The sequence below is a fragment of the Paraconexibacter antarcticus genome, assembly GCF_024220175.1.
Taxonomy (GTDB): domain Bacteria; phylum Actinomycetota; class Thermoleophilia; order Solirubrobacterales; family Solirubrobacteraceae; genus Paraconexibacter; species Paraconexibacter antarcticus.
The window spans coordinates 3,571,928-3,587,364 of record NZ_CP098502.1 but is presented as its reverse complement, the minus strand read 5'-3'; the positions used below and the strand labels follow the sequence as shown (position 1 = coordinate 3,587,364).

Annotated in this window: 14 protein-coding genes; 12 read left to right on the top strand and 2 right to left on the bottom strand. The window is 73.3% G+C overall.

The genetic code is table 11. The features are described 5' to 3' along the window. Positions 1 to 12 precede the first annotated feature (12 nt). The 6 genes from NBH00_RS17540 (at position 13) to NBH00_RS17515 (ending at position 6,927) form a co-directional block, all read left to right on the top strand. Positions 13 to 1,281: a PucR family transcriptional regulator gene (locus tag NBH00_RS17540; protein ID WP_254569889.1), complete on the top strand. Its 1,269-nt coding sequence runs from the start codon at positions 13 to 15 to the stop codon at positions 1,279 to 1,281. Between the two features lie 55 nt (positions 1,282 to 1,336). Beyond that, positions 1,337 to 2,410, top strand: a complete 1,074-nt coding sequence (gene gcvT / locus NBH00_RS17535) for a glycine cleavage system aminomethyltransferase GcvT (RefSeq protein WP_254569888.1) — start codon at positions 1,337 to 1,339, stop codon at positions 2,408 to 2,410. 28 nt (positions 2,411 to 2,438) lie between these two features. Further along, the gene (gcvH, locus tag NBH00_RS17530; RefSeq protein ID WP_254569887.1) at positions 2,439 to 2,834 is read left to right on the top strand and encodes a glycine cleavage system protein GcvH; all 396 of its coding nucleotides are present in this window, start codon (positions 2,439 to 2,441) and stop codon (positions 2,832 to 2,834) included. 43 nt (positions 2,835 to 2,877) lie between these two features. Continuing rightward, positions 2,878 to 4,275 (top strand): aminomethyl-transferring glycine dehydrogenase subunit GcvPA, encoded by a 1,398-nt coding sequence (gene gcvPA, locus NBH00_RS17525; protein ID WP_254569886.1) that lies wholly within the window; start codon positions 2,878 to 2,880, stop codon positions 4,273 to 4,275. Then, positions 4,272 to 5,861 (top strand): aminomethyl-transferring glycine dehydrogenase subunit GcvPB, encoded by a 1,590-nt coding sequence (gene gcvPB / locus NBH00_RS17520; protein WP_254569885.1) that lies wholly within the window; start codon positions 4,272 to 4,274, stop codon positions 5,859 to 5,861. Before gcvPA ends, gcvPB begins: the two co-directional genes overlap by 4 nt. A gap of 70 nt (positions 5,862 to 5,931) precedes the next feature. Continuing rightward, complete coding sequence (locus tag NBH00_RS17515; protein ID WP_254569884.1) at positions 5,932 to 6,927, top strand: TIGR03617 family F420-dependent LLM class oxidoreductase; 996 nt, start codon at positions 5,932 to 5,934, stop codon at positions 6,925 to 6,927. On the opposite strand, the gene NBH00_RS17510 is transcribed toward NBH00_RS17515, so the two are convergent. Then, positions 6,913 to 9,087 (bottom strand): REC domain-containing phosphodiesterase, encoded by a 2,175-nt coding sequence (locus NBH00_RS17510; protein ID WP_254569883.1) that lies wholly within the window; start codon positions 9,085 to 9,087, stop codon positions 6,913 to 6,915. The two genes, NBH00_RS17515 and NBH00_RS17510, sit on opposite strands and share 15 nt — an antisense overlap. 110 nt (positions 9,088 to 9,197) lie before the next feature. Here NBH00_RS17510 and trpS point away from each other — a divergent pair, with 110 nt between their 5' ends. The 3 genes from trpS (at position 9,198) to scpB (ending at position 11,897) form a co-directional block, all read left to right on the top strand. Continuing rightward, positions 9,198 to 10,202: a tryptophan--tRNA ligase gene (trpS, locus tag NBH00_RS17505; RefSeq protein ID WP_254569882.1), complete on the top strand. Its 1,005-nt coding sequence runs from the start codon at positions 9,198 to 9,200 to the stop codon at positions 10,200 to 10,202. A gap of 91 nt (positions 10,203 to 10,293) precedes the next feature. Further along, entirely contained in the window at positions 10,294 to 11,079 is a 786-nt protein-coding gene (locus NBH00_RS17500; RefSeq protein ID WP_254569881.1) for a segregation and condensation protein A, read from the top strand. Beyond that, complete coding sequence (gene scpB, locus NBH00_RS17495) at positions 11,076 to 11,897, top strand: SMC-Scp complex subunit ScpB (RefSeq protein ID WP_254569880.1); 822 nt, start codon at positions 11,076 to 11,078, stop codon at positions 11,895 to 11,897. Before NBH00_RS17500 ends, scpB begins: the two co-directional genes overlap by 4 nt. Positions 11,898 to 12,029: 132 nt before the next feature. Here scpB and rlmN read toward each other — a convergent pair whose 3' ends face one another. After that, positions 12,030 to 13,019: a dual-specificity RNA methyltransferase RlmN gene (gene rlmN / locus NBH00_RS17490; RefSeq protein WP_254569879.1), complete on the bottom strand. Its 990-nt coding sequence runs from the start codon at positions 13,017 to 13,019 to the stop codon at positions 12,030 to 12,032. 61 nt (positions 13,020 to 13,080) lie between these two features. Here rlmN and NBH00_RS17485 point away from each other — a divergent pair, with 61 nt between their 5' ends. From NBH00_RS17485 to NBH00_RS17475, 3 genes are read left to right on the top strand one after another with little or no spacing between them, the layout of a single operon-like run. After that, positions 13,081 to 13,788: a pseudouridine synthase gene (locus NBH00_RS17485; RefSeq protein WP_254569878.1), complete on the top strand. Its 708-nt coding sequence runs from the start codon at positions 13,081 to 13,083 to the stop codon at positions 13,786 to 13,788. A gap of 54 nt (positions 13,789 to 13,842) precedes the next feature. Then, positions 13,843 to 14,208: a chorismate mutase gene (gene aroH, locus NBH00_RS17480; protein WP_254569877.1), complete on the top strand. Its 366-nt coding sequence runs from the start codon at positions 13,843 to 13,845 to the stop codon at positions 14,206 to 14,208. 13 nt (positions 14,209 to 14,221) lie between these two features. Further along, positions 14,222 to 15,310 (top strand): pyridoxal phosphate-dependent aminotransferase, encoded by a 1,089-nt coding sequence (locus tag NBH00_RS17475; RefSeq protein WP_254569876.1) that lies wholly within the window; start codon positions 14,222 to 14,224, stop codon positions 15,308 to 15,310. Positions 15,311 to 15,437 lie beyond the last annotated feature (127 nt).

The following is a 15,437-nucleotide window of genomic DNA, read 5'->3' as shown; positions in this document are numbered from 1 at the left end:
TACGCTCGCCCCATGAGCACACGGGTGGCGCTGAAGCAGTCCGCGGCGCAGGACCACGAGTGGCACGACCGCATCCGCCGGCAGACGGCCGTCGAGCTGCGCCCGTCCCTCGACCGCATGGTCGCCGAGTGCTGCGCGTACATCCAGGAGTCGATGCCGGAGCTCGACGTCGACGAGGAGCTCGCCGAGGGGCTCTACCAGAGCACCTACGACAACCTCGAGCGCATCTTCGACATGCTCGCCGAGGGCCAGGACGTCGGCGGGACGACCGCGCCGCCCGGCGCCATCCGGTACGCCGAGACGATGGTGCGCCGCGGCACCCCGCTCGCGAGCCTGCTGCGCGCCTACCGCCTCGGCACGATGTGGACGTGGACGCTCTGGCGCCGCGAGATCATCACCCGCATCGACGACCCCGACCTCCTCATGGAGGCGGTCGACCACTCGATGTCGTTCGTCTTCGACTACGTCGACGCCGTGAGCGAGCAGGTCACCGAGGAGTACGCCAAGCAGCGTGAGACGTGGGCGCGCAGCGCGGCCGCCCTGCGCCACGAGACGGTCGAGCAGGTCCTCGCCGGCGAGCCGCTCGACCTCGACGTCGTCGCCGCCCGTCTCGGGTACGACCTGCGCGCCGACCACGTCGCCTTCATCCTCACGACCCGCGCGGCCGACGACGCCGAGGACGTCGTCGCCCGGCTGGAGACGCAGGGTCAGGCGCTCGCCGGCCGCCTCGGCGCCCGCCGGACGCTGCTCGTCCCCGACGGGCGCACACGCCTGTGGATGTGGTGCACGTTCGACGAGTGCCCGTCGGACGAGGTCGTCGCGGAGGTGAGCGCCGACCGGACGCTGCTCGACGGCATCGTCGTCACGACCGGGATGAAGGGCGCCGGCCGGGAGGGCTTCACGACGTCCCACGAGGAGGCGCTGCACGTCAAGGAGCTGCTGCGCGTCGGCGGGCGCCACCAGGGCCACCTCGTCCGCTACGAGAAGGTCGCGGTCGCCTCGCTGCTCGCCTCCGACCTCCCGCGGGCCCGCCGCTTCATCGCCCAGGAGCTTGGCGACCTCGCCGCCGGGGACGACGCGACCCGCCGCGTCCGTGCCACTGTCACCGTCCTGCTGGAGGAGAGCGGCCGCGCGACCGTCGCCGCCAAGCGCCTCGGGATCCACCAGAACACCGTGAGCTACCGGGTGCGGCAGGCGGAGCGGCTCCTCGGCCACCCGCTGTCCGAGCGGCGCTACGAGGTCGAGACCGCGCTGCGCCTGCTGCGCGCCATCGACGCCTGATCCGGGCCTCGCCGGACAGGGTGCGGGCCGCGCCCGCTGCTAAGTTGCGCGGACCTTGGCCGCCACCGAGAACCAGCCGCTGAAGCGCACCCCGCTGTACGAGGCGCACGTCGCCGCCGGCGGGAAGATCGTCGACTTCGCGGGCTGGGAGATGCCCGTGCAGTACGCCGGCATCCGCGAGGAGCACCTCGCCGTCCGCTCGAGCGTGGGCGTCTTCGACGTCTCGCACATGGGGGAGATCGAGACCTTCGGCCCCGACGCGCCGGCGTTCCTCCAGCGCATCCTCTCCAACGACGTCGAGCAGCTCGACATCGGCGGCGCCCAGTACAGCGTCCTGTGCCGGGAGGACGGGGGCGTCCTCGACGACCTCTTCACCTACCGGACCGGCGGCGACCGCTACCTGACGGTGACGAACGCGTCGAACCACGGCAAGGACCTCGCCTGGTTCCGCCGGCAGGCCGAGGGCTTCGACGTGCAGGTCGTCGACTCGGCCGAGGCGACCGCGATGCTCGCCGTCCAGGGCCCGCTCGCCCGCGAGGTCGTCCAGGCGCTCTCCGACCAGCCGCTGCCGGGCCGGTTCCGCTCGGGCCGCCGCCGTATCGACGGCCTCGACATGCTCGTCGCCGGCACCGGCTACACCGGCGAGGACGGCGTCGAGCTCATCATGTACGCCGAGCACGCGCCGGTCGTGTGGGAGGCGCTGCTGCGCCGCGGCGCCCAGCCGATCGGGCTCGCCGCCCGCGACACCCTGCGCCTCGAGGTCTGCTACCACCTCTACGGCAACGACCTCATGGAGTCCCGCGGGCCGATCGAGGCCGGGCTCGGCTGGGCCTGCAAGGAGGCCACGGGCTTCGTCGGGGCCGAGGCGGTGCGCGCGGTGCGCGCGGCCGGCCCGTCCGAGAAGCTCGTCGCCTTCACCGTCGAGGGCAAGGGCATCGCCCGCCACGGCAACCCGGTCGTCGGCGGCGGCGAGGTGACGAGCGGAACGCTCTCGCCGAGCCTCGGCGTCGGGATCGGCATGGCCTACGTGCCCGTCGCGAGTGCCGAGCCGGGCACGAAGCTGCAGATCGATGTCCGCGGAAAGGTGCGCGACGCCGTCGTCGCCCCCAAGCCGCTGTACCAGCGCTAGATCACCCCATCCCGGAGGAGAGTCCGCCATGGCCGACGCCAGCTACCCCGACGACCTGCTGTACCACCCCGAGCACGACTGGGCGCTAATCGATCCCACCCACCCCGACATCGCCACCTTCGGCATCACCTGGTTCGCCCAGGACGCCCTCGGCGAGGTCGTCTTCTTCGACCCGCCCGCCGTCGGCTCGACGGTCACGAAGGACGAGCCGTACACCGAGGTCGAGTCCGTGAAGGCCGTCTCGGACGTCATCGCGCCCCTGTCGGGCGAGATCATCGAGATCAACGAGGCGCTCGGCGACGACCCCGAGCCCATCAACGAGGATCCCTACGGCGGCGGCTGGATGGTCAAGGTGCGTCTGAGCGACGTATCCGAGACCGAGGCGCTGCTCGACCCCGCCGCCTACCAGGCCACGCTCTCCTGAGGGACGCCGCCGCCCCCGCCCGCCACCCCGAGAAGGACCACCGATGAGCCGTTACACCACCACCACCGACGCCGACCTGCGCGAGATGCTGCAGACGATCGGCGTCGGCTCGCTCGACGAGCTCTTCGACCGGCAGATCCCGGCAGGCGTCCGGCTCCACGAGCGCCTCGACATCCCGGAGGGCCTGCCCGAGCAGGACGTCTACGCGCACCTGCGCGACCTCGCGGCGAAGAACACGAGCGCCGAGGACGAGATCACCTTCCTCGGCGCGGGCATGTACGACCACTACGTGCCGTCCGTCATCGACATGCTCATGTCGCGGTCGGAGTTCCTCACGCCGTACACGCCCTACCAGCCGGAGATCTCGCAGGGCGGGCTGCAGGTGATGTTCGAATACCAGACGACGATCTCGGAGCTCACCGGCCTGCCGGTCTCCAACGCGTCGGTCTACGAGGGCCCGAGCGCGGTCGCCGCCGCCGGCTACCTCGCGAAGCTCGCCAACGGCAAGGCGAGGTACGTCGTGTCCGCCGGCCTGCACCCGCACTCGCTGCAGACCCTGAGGACCTACGCGCACGGCTACGACATCGAGGTCGTCGTCGTCCCGCTGAAGGACGGCGTCACCGACCCGGACGCGTGGGCCGCCGCGATCGACGGCGAGACGAGCGCCGTCTTCTTCGCGCAGCCGAACGTCCTCGGCGCGGTCGAGGACGCGAGCGCCCTCAGCGCCGCCGCGAAGAACTCCCCGGCCGTCGTCGTCGCCCAGGTCGACCCGATCACGCTCGGCGTCCTCGCGCCCCCCGGGGAGTGCGGCGTCGACGTCGCCGTCGGCGAGGGCCAGGCGCTCGGCAACCGCCTGGACTTCGGCGGTCCGTCGTTCGGCTTCTTCGCCGCCACCGAGGCGTACCTGCGCCGCATGCCCGGCCGCATCGCGGGGGAGACGAAGGACGTCGACGGCCGCCGCGGCTTCGTCCTCACCCTGCAGACGCGCGAGCAGCACATCCGCCGCGAGAAGGCGACGTCGAACATCTGCACCGCCCAGGCGCTCAACGCGCTCGGCGGCGTCGTCTACCTCGCCTGGCTCGGCCGGCAGGGCTTCCAGGAGCTCGGCGAGCTGCTGCTGCAGCGCACGCACTACGCCCGCGAGCAGCTCGCGGCGCTCGACGGCGTCAGGAAGCTCCACGAGCAGCCGGTCGTCCGCGAGTTCGCGCTGACGCTCGACGTGCCCTCCGTCGCCGCGGTCATCGACCGCTGCCAGGACGCGGGCGTGCACCCGGGCGCGGACCTCGAGACGCTCACGGGCGACCCGGCGCACCGCGGCGGCCTGCTCGTCGCGCTCACCGAGCAGCGCTCGCGCAAGGACATCGACCGGCTCGTCGAGGTCCTCGGCGCGGCCGTCACCGCCGAGCGAGCCGCCGGCACGACGACCGGGGTGGCGGCATGAGCGCTCCGCTGAGCGACAACGTCCTCCACGGCGACCCGGGCATCGAAGCCCACCCGCCGCGCCACGAGCTGCCCATCGACGCGACCGGCGGGACGCCGATGCAGCGCTCGGAGGTCAAGACGATCTTCGAGAAGGGGTCGCCCGGCCGCCGGGCCTTCAGCTGCCCGAAGGTCGACGTCCCGATGGTGGAAGGCCTGCTGCCCGACGCCTACCGGCGCACGGAGCCCGCCCGGCTGCCGGAGGTGAGCGAGCCGGAGCTCGTCCGCCATTACGTCAACCTGAGCAAGCGGAACTTCGACCTCGACTCGGGCTTCTACCCCCTCGGCTCGTGCACGATGAAGCACAACCCGCGGCTGCACGAGCGCGTCGCCGGACTGCCCGGCCACGCCCGCCTGCACCCGCTGCAGACCCCGAAGCGCGCCCAGGGCGCCCTCGAGCTCATGTACAACCTCGAGCGCGCCCTCGGGTCGGTCGCCGGCCTGCCGCACGTCGCGCTGCAGCCGTCCGCCGGCTCGCACGGCGAGCTGCTCGGCGTCCTGCTCACCCGCGCCTACCACGAGGACCGCGGCGAGCACCGCAGGAAGGTCCTCACCCCGGACACCGCCCACGGCACGAACCCCGCCACGGTGACGATGGCCGGCTACGAGGTCGTGAAGGTCGGGACGAACCCTGACGGCGGCGTGGACATCGAGGACCTGAAGGCGAAGGCGACGACCGACGTCGCCTGCCTCATGCTCACGAACCCGAACACGCTCGGCGTCTTCGACCCGAACATCGAGGAGATCGCCCACATCGTCCACGAGGTCGGGGCGACGCTCTACTACGACGGCGCGAACCTCAACGCCGTCATGGGCATCTCGCGCCCGGGCGACATGGGCTTCGACATCGTCCACTACAACCTCCACAAGTCGTTCACCCAGCCGCACGGCGGCGGCGGCCCGGGCTCCGGCCCGATCGCGGTGTCCGACCGGATCGCGCCGTACCTCACGGTGCCGGTCATCGAGAAGCAGGACGACGGGACGTTCACGCTCGAGCACGACCCGGCCGAGGGCCGGCCGGGCTCGAAGTCGATCGGCCGCCTGCGCGGCTTCCAGGGCAACTACGGCTGCTTCGTGCGGTCCTACGCCTACATCTGCTCGCTCGGGGCCGAGGGGCTGAAGGACGCGTCGGAGACGGCGGTCCTGAACGCGAACTACCTGCTCGCGAAGCTGCGGGCGCTCGGCGTCACCGAGCACCTGCCGCTCGCCTTCGGGGAGCTGTGCATGCACGAGTTCGTCCTCTCGGGCGCGCCGATGAAGAAGGACCTCGGCATCAAGACGCTCGACCTGGCCAAGCGCCTGCTCGACCACGGCTTCCACCCGCCGACGGTCTACTTCCCGCTGCTCGTCGACGAGGCGTTCCTCATCGAGCCGACCGAGACCGAGACGAAGGAGACGCTCGACGCCTTCGCCGAGGCGATCGCCGCGATCCTCACCGAGGCCGGGGAGGACCCGGCCATCGCCCAGAACGCGCCGTACACGACGCCGGTCCGCCGCCTGGACGAGGCGGCCGCGGCGAAGTCGCCGGTCATCCGGCAGCCGCTCTAGGGGCGGGCGCGGCGCGGGGCCGGCGGGACGCGCGCCGGCGTCCGCCGGCGCGGTCCGGGATGCTCCGGGGGTGCGCATCGACCTGACGCTTCGCGACATCCCCGTGACCGAGGTCGCCGCCGCCGCACGGCGGGCGGAGGCGCTCGGATTCGACGGCATCGGCGTGACCGAGACGAGCGGGAGCCCGTTCGTGCAGGCGGCCCTCGTGGCGGACACGACGAGCACCGCGCGCGTCGCGACGGCGATCGCCCTCGCGCTGCCGCGCACGCCGATGGATCTCGCCTACGCCGCCTGGGAGCTGCAGGCGCTGAGCGACGGGCGCTTCGCGCTCGGTCTCGGATCGCAGGTCCGCGCCCACGTCGAGCGACGCTTCGGCGCGGCCTGGGAGCGGCCGGCCGCGCGCATGCGCGAGCAGGTCCTCGCGCTGCGCGCGATCTTCGCCAGCTGGCAGGAGGGGACAGCGCTGGACTTCCGCGGGGAGTTCTGGTCGCACACGCTCATGCCGCCGAACTTCCGCCCGGCGCCGCAGCCGCACGGGCGCCCGCCGGTCCTGCTGGCCGCCGTGCGCGAGCGGATGCTCGAGGTCGCGGGCGAGGTCGCGGACGGCTTCCTCGGTCACTCGCTGCAGACCGCCGGCACGCTCCGCGAGATCACGCTGCCGGCGCTCGAGCGCGGGCTCGAGCGGGGCGGGCGGACGCGCGAGGAGCTCGAGATCACCGCCGCGCTGTTCGTCGCCACGAGCGACGAGGAGTGGGAGGAGAGCCGCCGGCGCGTCGCGTTCTACGGGTCGACGCCGGGCTACCGGCAGATCCTCGACCACCATGGGCTCGGCGCGCTCCACGAGCGCCTGCACGCGCTCTCGACCTCCGGTGGGTGGAGCGAGATGCCGGCCCTCGTGGACGACGACGTGGTGGCGTTGTTCGTCGTCCGCGCGGAGGACCCGGCCGCTGCGGCGGCCGAGATCCGCGCCCGGGTCGGCGGCATCGCCGACCGGGTGGCGTTCGTGGGGGAGCGGCCCGACCTGGAGCGGTGGGCCGCCGTCGCGTCGGCGCTACGCGGCCTCTGAGAGGCCGTCCGGCCCGGGCCGCCCGGTCACGGCGGCGACGGTGTTCGGCGGCGCGGTGACGCCCCAGGTCGCGGCGAGCAGCACCGGGTCGGCGCTCGCACCGGGCAGCTGCGGGCGCCGCGGGCGGCGGGCCCGTTCCTCGGGCTCGCGGCGGCGACGCACGGCCGCAGAGGTGGGGCGCGCGAGGTCGACGGTGAGGTAGACGGCGGCGACGACCGCCATGAAGACCGTGAGGGCCGGCGCCCAGCCGTGCTGGAGCTGGCAGTGGACGAGGCCCTCGCCCGACGGCGGGCACGCGCTCGCGGCGGGCATCCGGACGGGCCACACCGCGGCCGCGCCGAGGACGGCGCCCGCCACGATGGTCCCGCGGCGGATGAGGCGCTCGCGGCGCGGGAGCCGGGCGTCGTGACGCGCGGTCCCGTCCGCCGGGGACGCCGACGCCTCGGCGGACGCCGCGGCGGCGGGGCTCTCGCGGGCGACGACCTGCGCCGCCCAGGCGAGCCAGGCGCCCGCGGCATCCGCCGGCAGGGGCTCGCAGAACAGATACCCCTGGACGAGGTCGACGCCCTCGCCTTGGACGAAGCGCAGCTGCTCCTGGGTCTCGATGCCCTCGGCGACGACCTCGAGGTCGAGCTGGTGGGCGATCGCGACGATCGCGCGGACGACTTCGGCGGCGTCGTGGTCCTCCGCCGCGCGGCGCACGAACGCTCCGTCGACCTTGATGACGTCGACGGCGAAGCGCGTGAGATAGCCGAGCGACGAGTAGCCCGTGCCGAAGTCGTCGATCGCGACGCGGACGCCGAGGGCGCGCAGGCGGCGGAGCATCTTCGCCGTCGCCTCCGGGTCGGCGAACATCGACTCGGTGAGCTCGAGCTCGAGCCGGTCGGCCGGCAGGCCGCTCTCGGCGAGGGCATCGGCGACGCGCGCCGGGAGCGCGGGGGAGCACAGCTCACGGGCGGAGAGGTTCACGGCGACGCGGACGGGCTGCAGCCCGAGGTCGTCCCACTCGCGCAGCTGCCGGCACGCGTCGCCGAGGGCGAAGGCGCCGATCTCCTCGATCGCGCCGGTCTCCTCGGCGAGCGGGATGAACTCGGACGGCGGGAGGAAGCGGGTGGTGCCGTCGTCGGTGGGGAGCTTCCAGCGGACGAGGGCCTCGACGACCGGGATCGTGTCGTCCCCCAGCCGCATGATCGGCTGGTAGTGGAGGGTGAGCTCGCCGGCGGCGATCGCGGCGCGGAGGCGGCGGGCGAAGCCGCGGCGGGAGCCGGGGCCCGCGACGACGGGCGTCTCGGGGGCGGCGCCGAGCGGGCGCACGACGCCGGAGGACCGATCCACGTCGCCGCGCCCGTCGGCGTCCGGGGCGTCGGCGGACAGCGGGGCGGGGGCGCTGCGGGTGACGGCGACGTCGGCCGTCGGCGCGGCGGACGGCGCGAGCGCCCAGCCGCAGCGCGCCTGCAGCGGGACGATCTGCCCGTCGAGGTCGACGGGGCGCTCGAGCGCCTGGACGAGGTGCAGCGCGAGCTCGCGCGCCTCGGTCTCGTGCTCGCAGTCGGTCGCGACGACCGCGATGCGGCCGTCGCCGAGGTCGTGGAGGACGTCGTACGGGCCGAGGTGGGCGGCGACGCGCTCGCTGACGGCGCGGGCGAGGAGGGCGAGGTCGGCGTCGCCGAAGCGGGCGGCGAGCGCAGGCCAGTGGGGGAGATGGAGCTGGAGGACCGTCACGTCGGACCCGGCGTTGCGCGCGCCTCGCAGGGCGTCGCGGACGGCCTGCTCGAAGCGAGCGGTGGCGACGACGCCGCGCAGGGCGGCGAGGAGCGTCGGGCCGTCGGTCCGGCCCCGGTCGAGGGCGGTCGCCGCGCCGTGGGCGACGGCGTCCCGGCGCGCGCTGTCGTCGACGTCGTCCGCCCACACGACGAGCGGGGTGCCGCCGGCCATGACCTGCAGCGCGTCGAGCGCCTCGAGCCCGCGCGCGTCGGGCAGGGACGGGTCGACGAGCACGACGGCGAACGGCTCGCGGCGAAGGGCGTCGAGGGCGTCGGTCACGCGACCCGCCCGCACGACCTCGAAGCCGGCGGCAGGATCCTGCGGGATGGGGTGGCGGCGGACCGCGGCGGAGTCCTGCTCCACCAACAGCGCACGCATCACCGACGGCTGGCGCATCTGAGGTCGTCCTTGATCGTCGGGGCAGACGCCATCCATGGCGTCCCTCCCGTCATCGGCGGGCCCCCGCGGGTCTTGAGGCGGGGAGGACCGGTAGCGTCAGGGGGCGTATGACGAGGATCTTCAGCGGCATCCAGCCCACCGGCCGCAAGCACCTGGGCAACTACATCGGCGCGATCCGCCAGTACGTCACCGGGCAGGACCGGGGCGAGGCGATCTACTGCATCGTCGACCTCCACGCGATCACCGTCGCCTACGAGCCGGCCGAGCTGCGCGCCCGCGTCCTCGACACGACGGCGATCCTCCTGGCGGCGGGGCTCGACCCGGAGCGCTGCATCCTCTTCCGCCAGGGCGACGTGCGCGAGCACACCGAGCTGTGCTGGCTGCTCACGAGCGTCACCGCGGTCGGCGAGCTCAACCGCATGCACCAGTTCAAGGACAAGTCGGGCGCCGCGCGCGAGCTCATCGGTGCCGGCGTCCTCTTCTACCCGGTGCTCATGGCCGCCGACGTCCTCGCCTACCGGGCCTCCGAGGTCCCGGTCGGGGAGGACCAGCGCGAGCATGTCGAGCTCATGCGCGAGTGCGCCCGCCGGTTCAACTCCCGCTTCGCGCCCGAGGGCGAGGAGGTCCTCGTCGTGCCCGAGCACCGGATCCCGGCCGTCGGCGCGCGGATCATGGACCTGCAGGAGCCGACGCGGAAGATGTCGACGTCGGTCGGAGGCGACGAGGGGCGGATCTTCGTCCTCGACGACGAGGCCACGATCCTGAAGAAGTGCAAGCGCGCGGTGACCGACTCGGAGAACGAGATCCGGGTGGGCCCGGACAAGCCGGGGGTGACGAACCTCGTCGACATCCTCGCCGCGGCGCGCGGGACGACGGTCGACGAGGCCCTCGCGTCGCTGGCGGACGCGCGTGGCTATGGGGACCTGAAGGTCGCCGTGGCCGAGGCGGTCAACGAGATGCTCGCGCCCGTGCGGGAGCGGTACGAGACGCTGCGCGCCGACGAGGCGGGCCTGGAGGCGACGCTCGCGGCCGGGGCCGAGAAGGCGCGCGCCCTCGCCTCGGAGACGCTCGAGGACGTGCGCGCGGTCATGGGAATCGGGCCGGGCGCGTAGCCGGAGGAACCCCGCAAACTGCGGAAAACCCAGGCGCGGAGCGGGTTCTCGTCCGGCGAAGCCGACCGGGGCCCCCGGTAGCTTCCTCGACGTGGCCCGCGTCATCGATGAGCTCGAGCTGGATCTGGAGGTCTTCTCCGGCCCGTTCGACCTGCTCCTCACCCTCGTGCTGAAGGAGGAGGTCGACCTCCTGGAGGTCGAGCTCGCCGACGTCGTCATCAGCTACATGGACTTCCTGCAGGAGCGGGGCGAGCTCGACCTCGAGGTCGCCACCGAGTTCCTCGTCCTCATCGCCGCGCTGCTCGAGCTGAAGTCCCGGCTCATGCTGCCCCGCGAGGAGGAGGAGCTGCTCGAGGACATCGGGCCCGGCGAGGCGGCCGAGGAGCTGCTCGCGCGGCTCATCGAGGCCAAGCGCTACCGCCAGGCGGCCGACCACCTCGCCGAGCGGCTCGCGGGCGAGCACGGCTACCGCTACCGCAGCGCGGCCCCGCCGGCCTTCCTCAAGAAGGTCACCTACGACGCCGACCCGGCGGCGGTCTACGAGGCCTCGCAGCTCGGCGCCGCGCTCGGCGGCCTGCTGCGGATGCCGGAGGCGGTGAAGCTCGACCACCTGACGATCCCGCGGGTGAGCGTCGCCGAGCGACTGGCGCACCTGCGCTCGATGCTGCTCCGCGGGGCGTGCACGTTCTCCGAGGCGGTCAAGGACGCCGACCGCGTCACCGTCTGCGTGACGCTGTTCGCGCTGCTCGAGCTCTACAAGCAGGGCGAGGCGACGTGGATCCAGGACGAGCCGTTCGGCGAGATCGCGATCTCCCCGGCGACGCCGCGCCCGCCGGAGCGCCACGCCCTCGACCGGCCCGAGGCGGCGACCGCATGAGCGCCGTGGCCGGCGAGGAGCCCGTCGTGGCCGCGGACGGCGAGGGCCCGGACCTCGACGAGCTCGCCCGCACCGTCGAGGCGCTGCTGTTCGTCTCGCCCGAGCCGGTCCCCGGCAAGGCGCTCATGGAGGCCTGCGACTGCACGGGGGAGGAGCTCGACGGCGCCCTCGGCCTGCTGCGCGAGACCTACCGCCCGGGCCGCCGCGGGATGGAGCTGAAGGAGGTCGCGGGCGGCCTGACCTTCGCGACCGCGCCCGAGGCGGAGGACGCCGCGCGGCGCCTGCTCGCCAAGCCGCGCACGCCGCCGCTGACGCCCGCCCAGGCCGAGACGCTCTCGATCGTCGCCTACCTGCAGCCCGTCTCCCGCCCGGAGATCACCCGCATCCGCGGCGTGAGCGCCGACTCGGCGTCCGGCACCCTGCTCGAGCGCGGCCTCATCGAGGAGGCCGGCCGCTCGCAGTTCGGCGCGATCCTCTACCGCACGACGCCGCTCTTCCTGAAGCTCTTCGGCCTCGCGTCCATCAAGGACCTACCGGACGTCTCCGCCTGGGACCCGACGCCCGAGGAGGCCGCCGACCTCCGCGACCGCCTTCTCCGCGCGGGCGAGGCGCGCGCGGGCATCGCGCCCGCGCCGTCGCAGCCGCCGTCGGTCGTGGTGGACGGCGCTCCCGACGACGACGGCGAGCCGGACGCGGGCGAGGCGCCCGTGGCGCCGACGCCGCTGCGTCCCCCGGCGCCGGCCCCGGTGCCGCCCGGCCCCGCGCCGTTCGGTGGCGTGCGCCTGGTGCCGCCGCCGGCGGACGACCCCGACGACTGAGCGGTCGTCCGCGCGCCGCGGCGTGGGGGACCCGCACGAACACCACGTCATACGTGCGTTTCGTGCGCCTCGCGCCGGTCGACGACCGACCCCACTCGCGCCGGCGCCGCAAGCGCCGGCACCCCGGCCGTCCTACACCGCCCCCGCCTTCACCGCGAGCTGCCCGCACGCGGCGTCGATGTCCTGACCGCGCGTCAGGCGGATCGTCGCCCCGATGCCCTTGGCGACGAGCACGTCCCGGAAGGCCGCGATGGCCTCGCGCGAGGACCCGTCGTAGATCGAGTCCGTCGGGTTGTAGGGGATGAGGTTGACCTTGTAGACCTTCGGGTCGAGGACCGCCGCGAGCTCCTTGGCGTGGTGCGGCTGGTCGTTGATGCCCTCGAGCATCACGTACTCGACGAAGACCTGGCGCTTCTTCACGGCGTAGAAGCGCGCGCAGGCGGCGAGGACGTCGGCGAGCGGGTAGCGGTCGTTCACCGGCATGATCGCGCTGCGCAGGTCCTCGTCCGCGGCGTGGAGCGAGAGCGCGAGGCGGATCGGCTCCTTCGTCTCCGTCAGGCGGTCGATGCCGGGGATCCAGCCGACCGTCGAGATGGCGGTGTGACGGTGGCTGATGCCGATGTCGGGGAGGCGCCGTGCGGCGGCGAGGACGTGGTCGAGGTTCATCATCGGCTCGCCCATGCCCATGAAGATCGCGTTGGTGACGTCGGCGCGGCGGCGGAAGTACAGGGCCTGGTCGAGGATCTCGCCGGCGGTGAGGTTGCGGGCGAACTTCATCCGGCCGGTCGCGCAGAACGTGCACGTCAGCGCGCAGCCGACCTGGGAGGAGAGGCAGACGGACCCGCGGCCGTCCTTGTAGCGCATGAGGACCGCCTCGATCTTACGGTTGTCGTGCGTGCTCAGGAGGACCTTGAGCGTGCCGTCCTGCGAACGCGACTCGCGCTCGACCTCGAGGGTGCTGAAGGGGACGCGCTCGGTGAGCTCGCGCCGGACCGCGGCGGGCAGGTCGGTCATCTCGTCGTAGCTCTCGGCGCCGCGCGCGGTCCACGTCCACACCTGCCTGGCGCGGAACGCGGGCTGCCCGAGGTCGGCGAGCGTGCTGTCGAGGAGGGCGAGATCCACGCCCACATCGTGGCAGGGTCGCGCCGCCGAGCCCCGCCGCCGCCCTACAGTCCCTTGCGCCATGCGCCTCGCCAAGCATCTCGCCCACGCCGGTGTCGCCTCGCGCCGAGGCACGGAGGTGCTCATCCGCGACGGCCGCGTCTCGATCGACGGGAAGACCGTCGTCGACCCCGCCCGCGACGTCGACGGGAGCGAGCGCATCGCGGTGGACGACGAGCTGCTCACGCCCCTCACCGGCAAGCGGGTCGTCTACGCCGTCCACAAGCCCGCCGGGGTCGTCTCCACCGCGCACGACACGCACGGCCGCCCGACCGTCGTCGGCCTCGTCGACTCCGACCACCGCCTCTACCCGGTCGGCCGCCTCGACGCCGACTCCACCGGCCTCATCCTCCTCACCGACGACGGCGATCTCGCGCACAAGCTCACGCACCCGTCCTTCGAGGTCCCCAAGACCTACCGCGTGAAGGTCCGCGAGCTGCCCGTCTCCGAGGGGTCGCTCCGGCGGATGCGCGAGGGTCTGAACCTCGAGGACGGTCGCACGGCGCCGGCGCAGGTGCGCCAGGCGAAGCCCGGCATCCTCGAGATCACGATCCACGAGGGCCGCAAGCACCAGGTCAAGCGCATGTGCGAGGCGATCGGGCACCCCGTCGTGACCCTCACGCGGATCGCGATCGGCCCGCTGCGCCTCGGCGACCTCGCCGTCGGCGGCGTCCGCCGCCTGTCCGCCGCCGAGGTCCAGCGCCTCCGCGACGCCGCCGGGCCCGACTGACCCTCGCCGCGGCCGGTCGCGACCGCCGCGGTGCGGCGTGCCAGAATGGCCCCGATGCGTCTCTTCGCCCTCCGCGGTGCCTCGTCCGTCGACCGCAACGACTCCGAGGCCATCCTCGGCGCCACGTCGTGGCTCATGCGGGAGATCATGAAGCGCAACCAGATCGGCCCGGCCGACGTCGTCAGCTGCATCTTCACGCTGACGGCCGACCTCGACGCCGAGTTCCCCGCCGTCGCGGCGCGCCAGCTCGGCTTCGACCGCGTCCCGCTGCTCTGCGCGAAGGAAGTCGAGGTGCCCGGCTCGCTCCCGCGCGTCATCCGCGTCCTCATCCACTACTACGCGGACGAGAGCCACGAGGCCAAGCACGTCTACCTCGGCGAGGCGCGGGCGCTGCGGCTCGACCTCGAGTCGGCGCAGTAGGGGCGGCCGGACGATGGCGATCGAGTTCTCCAAGCGGGTCGAGCGGACGCCGGCCTACCCGATGTCCGGGGCGCAGGCGCTGCCCGAGGACATCGTCCTCATGGCCTCCAACGAGGTGCCGGACGCGCCGCTGCCCCAGGTCCTCCGGGCCATCGAGGGCGTCATCGGCAACGCGAACCGCTATCCCGACCCGACGAACACGAAGCTCCGCCGCGCGCTGAGCGACCGCTTCGACGTCCCGGCGGCCCGCATCGCGATCGGCGCCGGCAGCTGCGACCTGCTCATGGCCGCCGGCGACGTCCTGCTCGAGCCGGGCGCGGAGGTCGTCTACGCCTGGCCCGCGTTCAGCGTCTACCCGTACCTGGAGGCGGCGACCGGTGCCACCGGCATCCGTGTCCCCCTGAACGACGCCCACGAGCACGACCTCGACGCGATGCTGAAGGAGATCACGGTCGCGACGCGCCTGGTCATCGTCTGCAACCCGAACAACCCGACCTCGACGGCCCTCCCACTCGACGAGATCACCCGCTTCGTCGAGGCGGTTCCGCGCCACGTCTGCATCCTGCTCGACGAGGCGTACTGCGAGTTCAACACGCTCGACGACCCCGATGCCTCCGTCGACCTGCTGAAGCGACATCCGAACCTCGTCCTGCTGCGGACGTTCAGCAAGGTCTACGGGCTCTGCGGGCTGCGGGTCGGCTACGCGCTGTGCGGGGACCCGCGCTTCGTCGAGGCCGTCGACCGCATCCGCCAGCCGTTCTTCTGCTCGATCCCGGCGCAGGCCGCGGCGATCGAGGCCCTCAAGCACCAGGACGTCATCGCCGAGCGCGTCGAGCGGACCGTCGTCGCCCGCGTCGAGATGGAGTCGGCGCTCAACGACCTCGGCCTCGAGCCGGCCGCCTCGCAGGCGAACTTCTGCTGGTTCGCGCTGCCCGAGGACGGGCCCGAGGAGGCCGATGTCGTCAAGGGCCTCGCCGAGCGCGGCGTCCTCATCCGCGGCGGGACCGGCCAGGGGCGCGCCGGGTACCTGCGCGTGACGTACGGCACGCCGCGCGACAACGACCGCTTCATCGCCGCGCTCGCCGACGTCCTCGGCCGCTGAGCGACGCGGTGAATGTGGATTCACGGTTGCCTCGCAACCGTGAATCCACATTCACCGGATGTGAGCCTGCGGATCGCACGGCGGGCCGCGGCGATGTGTCATGATGCACCCGTCGTATGGCGCATCA

Excerpts from the sequence above, each read along its gene's own strand:
- NBH00_RS17540 (WP_254569889.1), top strand. The coding sequence starts at position 13 with ATGAGCACACGGGTGGCGCTGAAGCAGTCCGCGGCGCAGGACCACGAG.
- trpS (WP_254569882.1), top strand. The coding sequence starts at position 9,198 with ATGACGAGGATCTTCAGCGGCATCCAGCCCACCGGCCGCAAGCACCTG.
- scpB (WP_254569880.1), top strand. The coding sequence starts at position 11,076 with ATGAGCGCCGTGGCCGGCGAGGAGCCCGTCGTGGCCGCGGACGGCGAG.
- gcvPA (WP_254569886.1), top strand. The coding sequence starts at position 2,878 with ATGAGCCGTTACACCACCACCACCGACGCCGACCTGCGCGAGATGCTG.
- aroH (WP_254569877.1), top strand. The coding sequence starts at position 13,843 with ATGCGTCTCTTCGCCCTCCGCGGTGCCTCGTCCGTCGACCGCAACGAC.
- gcvH (WP_254569887.1), top strand. The coding sequence starts at position 2,439 with ATGGCCGACGCCAGCTACCCCGACGACCTGCTGTACCACCCCGAGCAC.
- NBH00_RS17475 (WP_254569876.1), top strand. The coding sequence starts at position 14,222 with ATGGCGATCGAGTTCTCCAAGCGGGTCGAGCGGACGCCGGCCTACCCG.
- gcvPB (WP_254569885.1), top strand. The coding sequence starts at position 4,272 with ATGAGCGCTCCGCTGAGCGACAACGTCCTCCACGGCGACCCGGGCATC.
- NBH00_RS17510 (WP_254569883.1), bottom strand. The coding sequence starts at position 9,087 with ATGCGCCAGCCGTCGGTGATGCGTGCGCTGTTGGTGGAGCAGGACTCC.
- NBH00_RS17485 (WP_254569878.1), top strand. The coding sequence starts at position 13,081 with ATGCGCCTCGCCAAGCATCTCGCCCACGCCGGTGTCGCCTCGCGCCGA.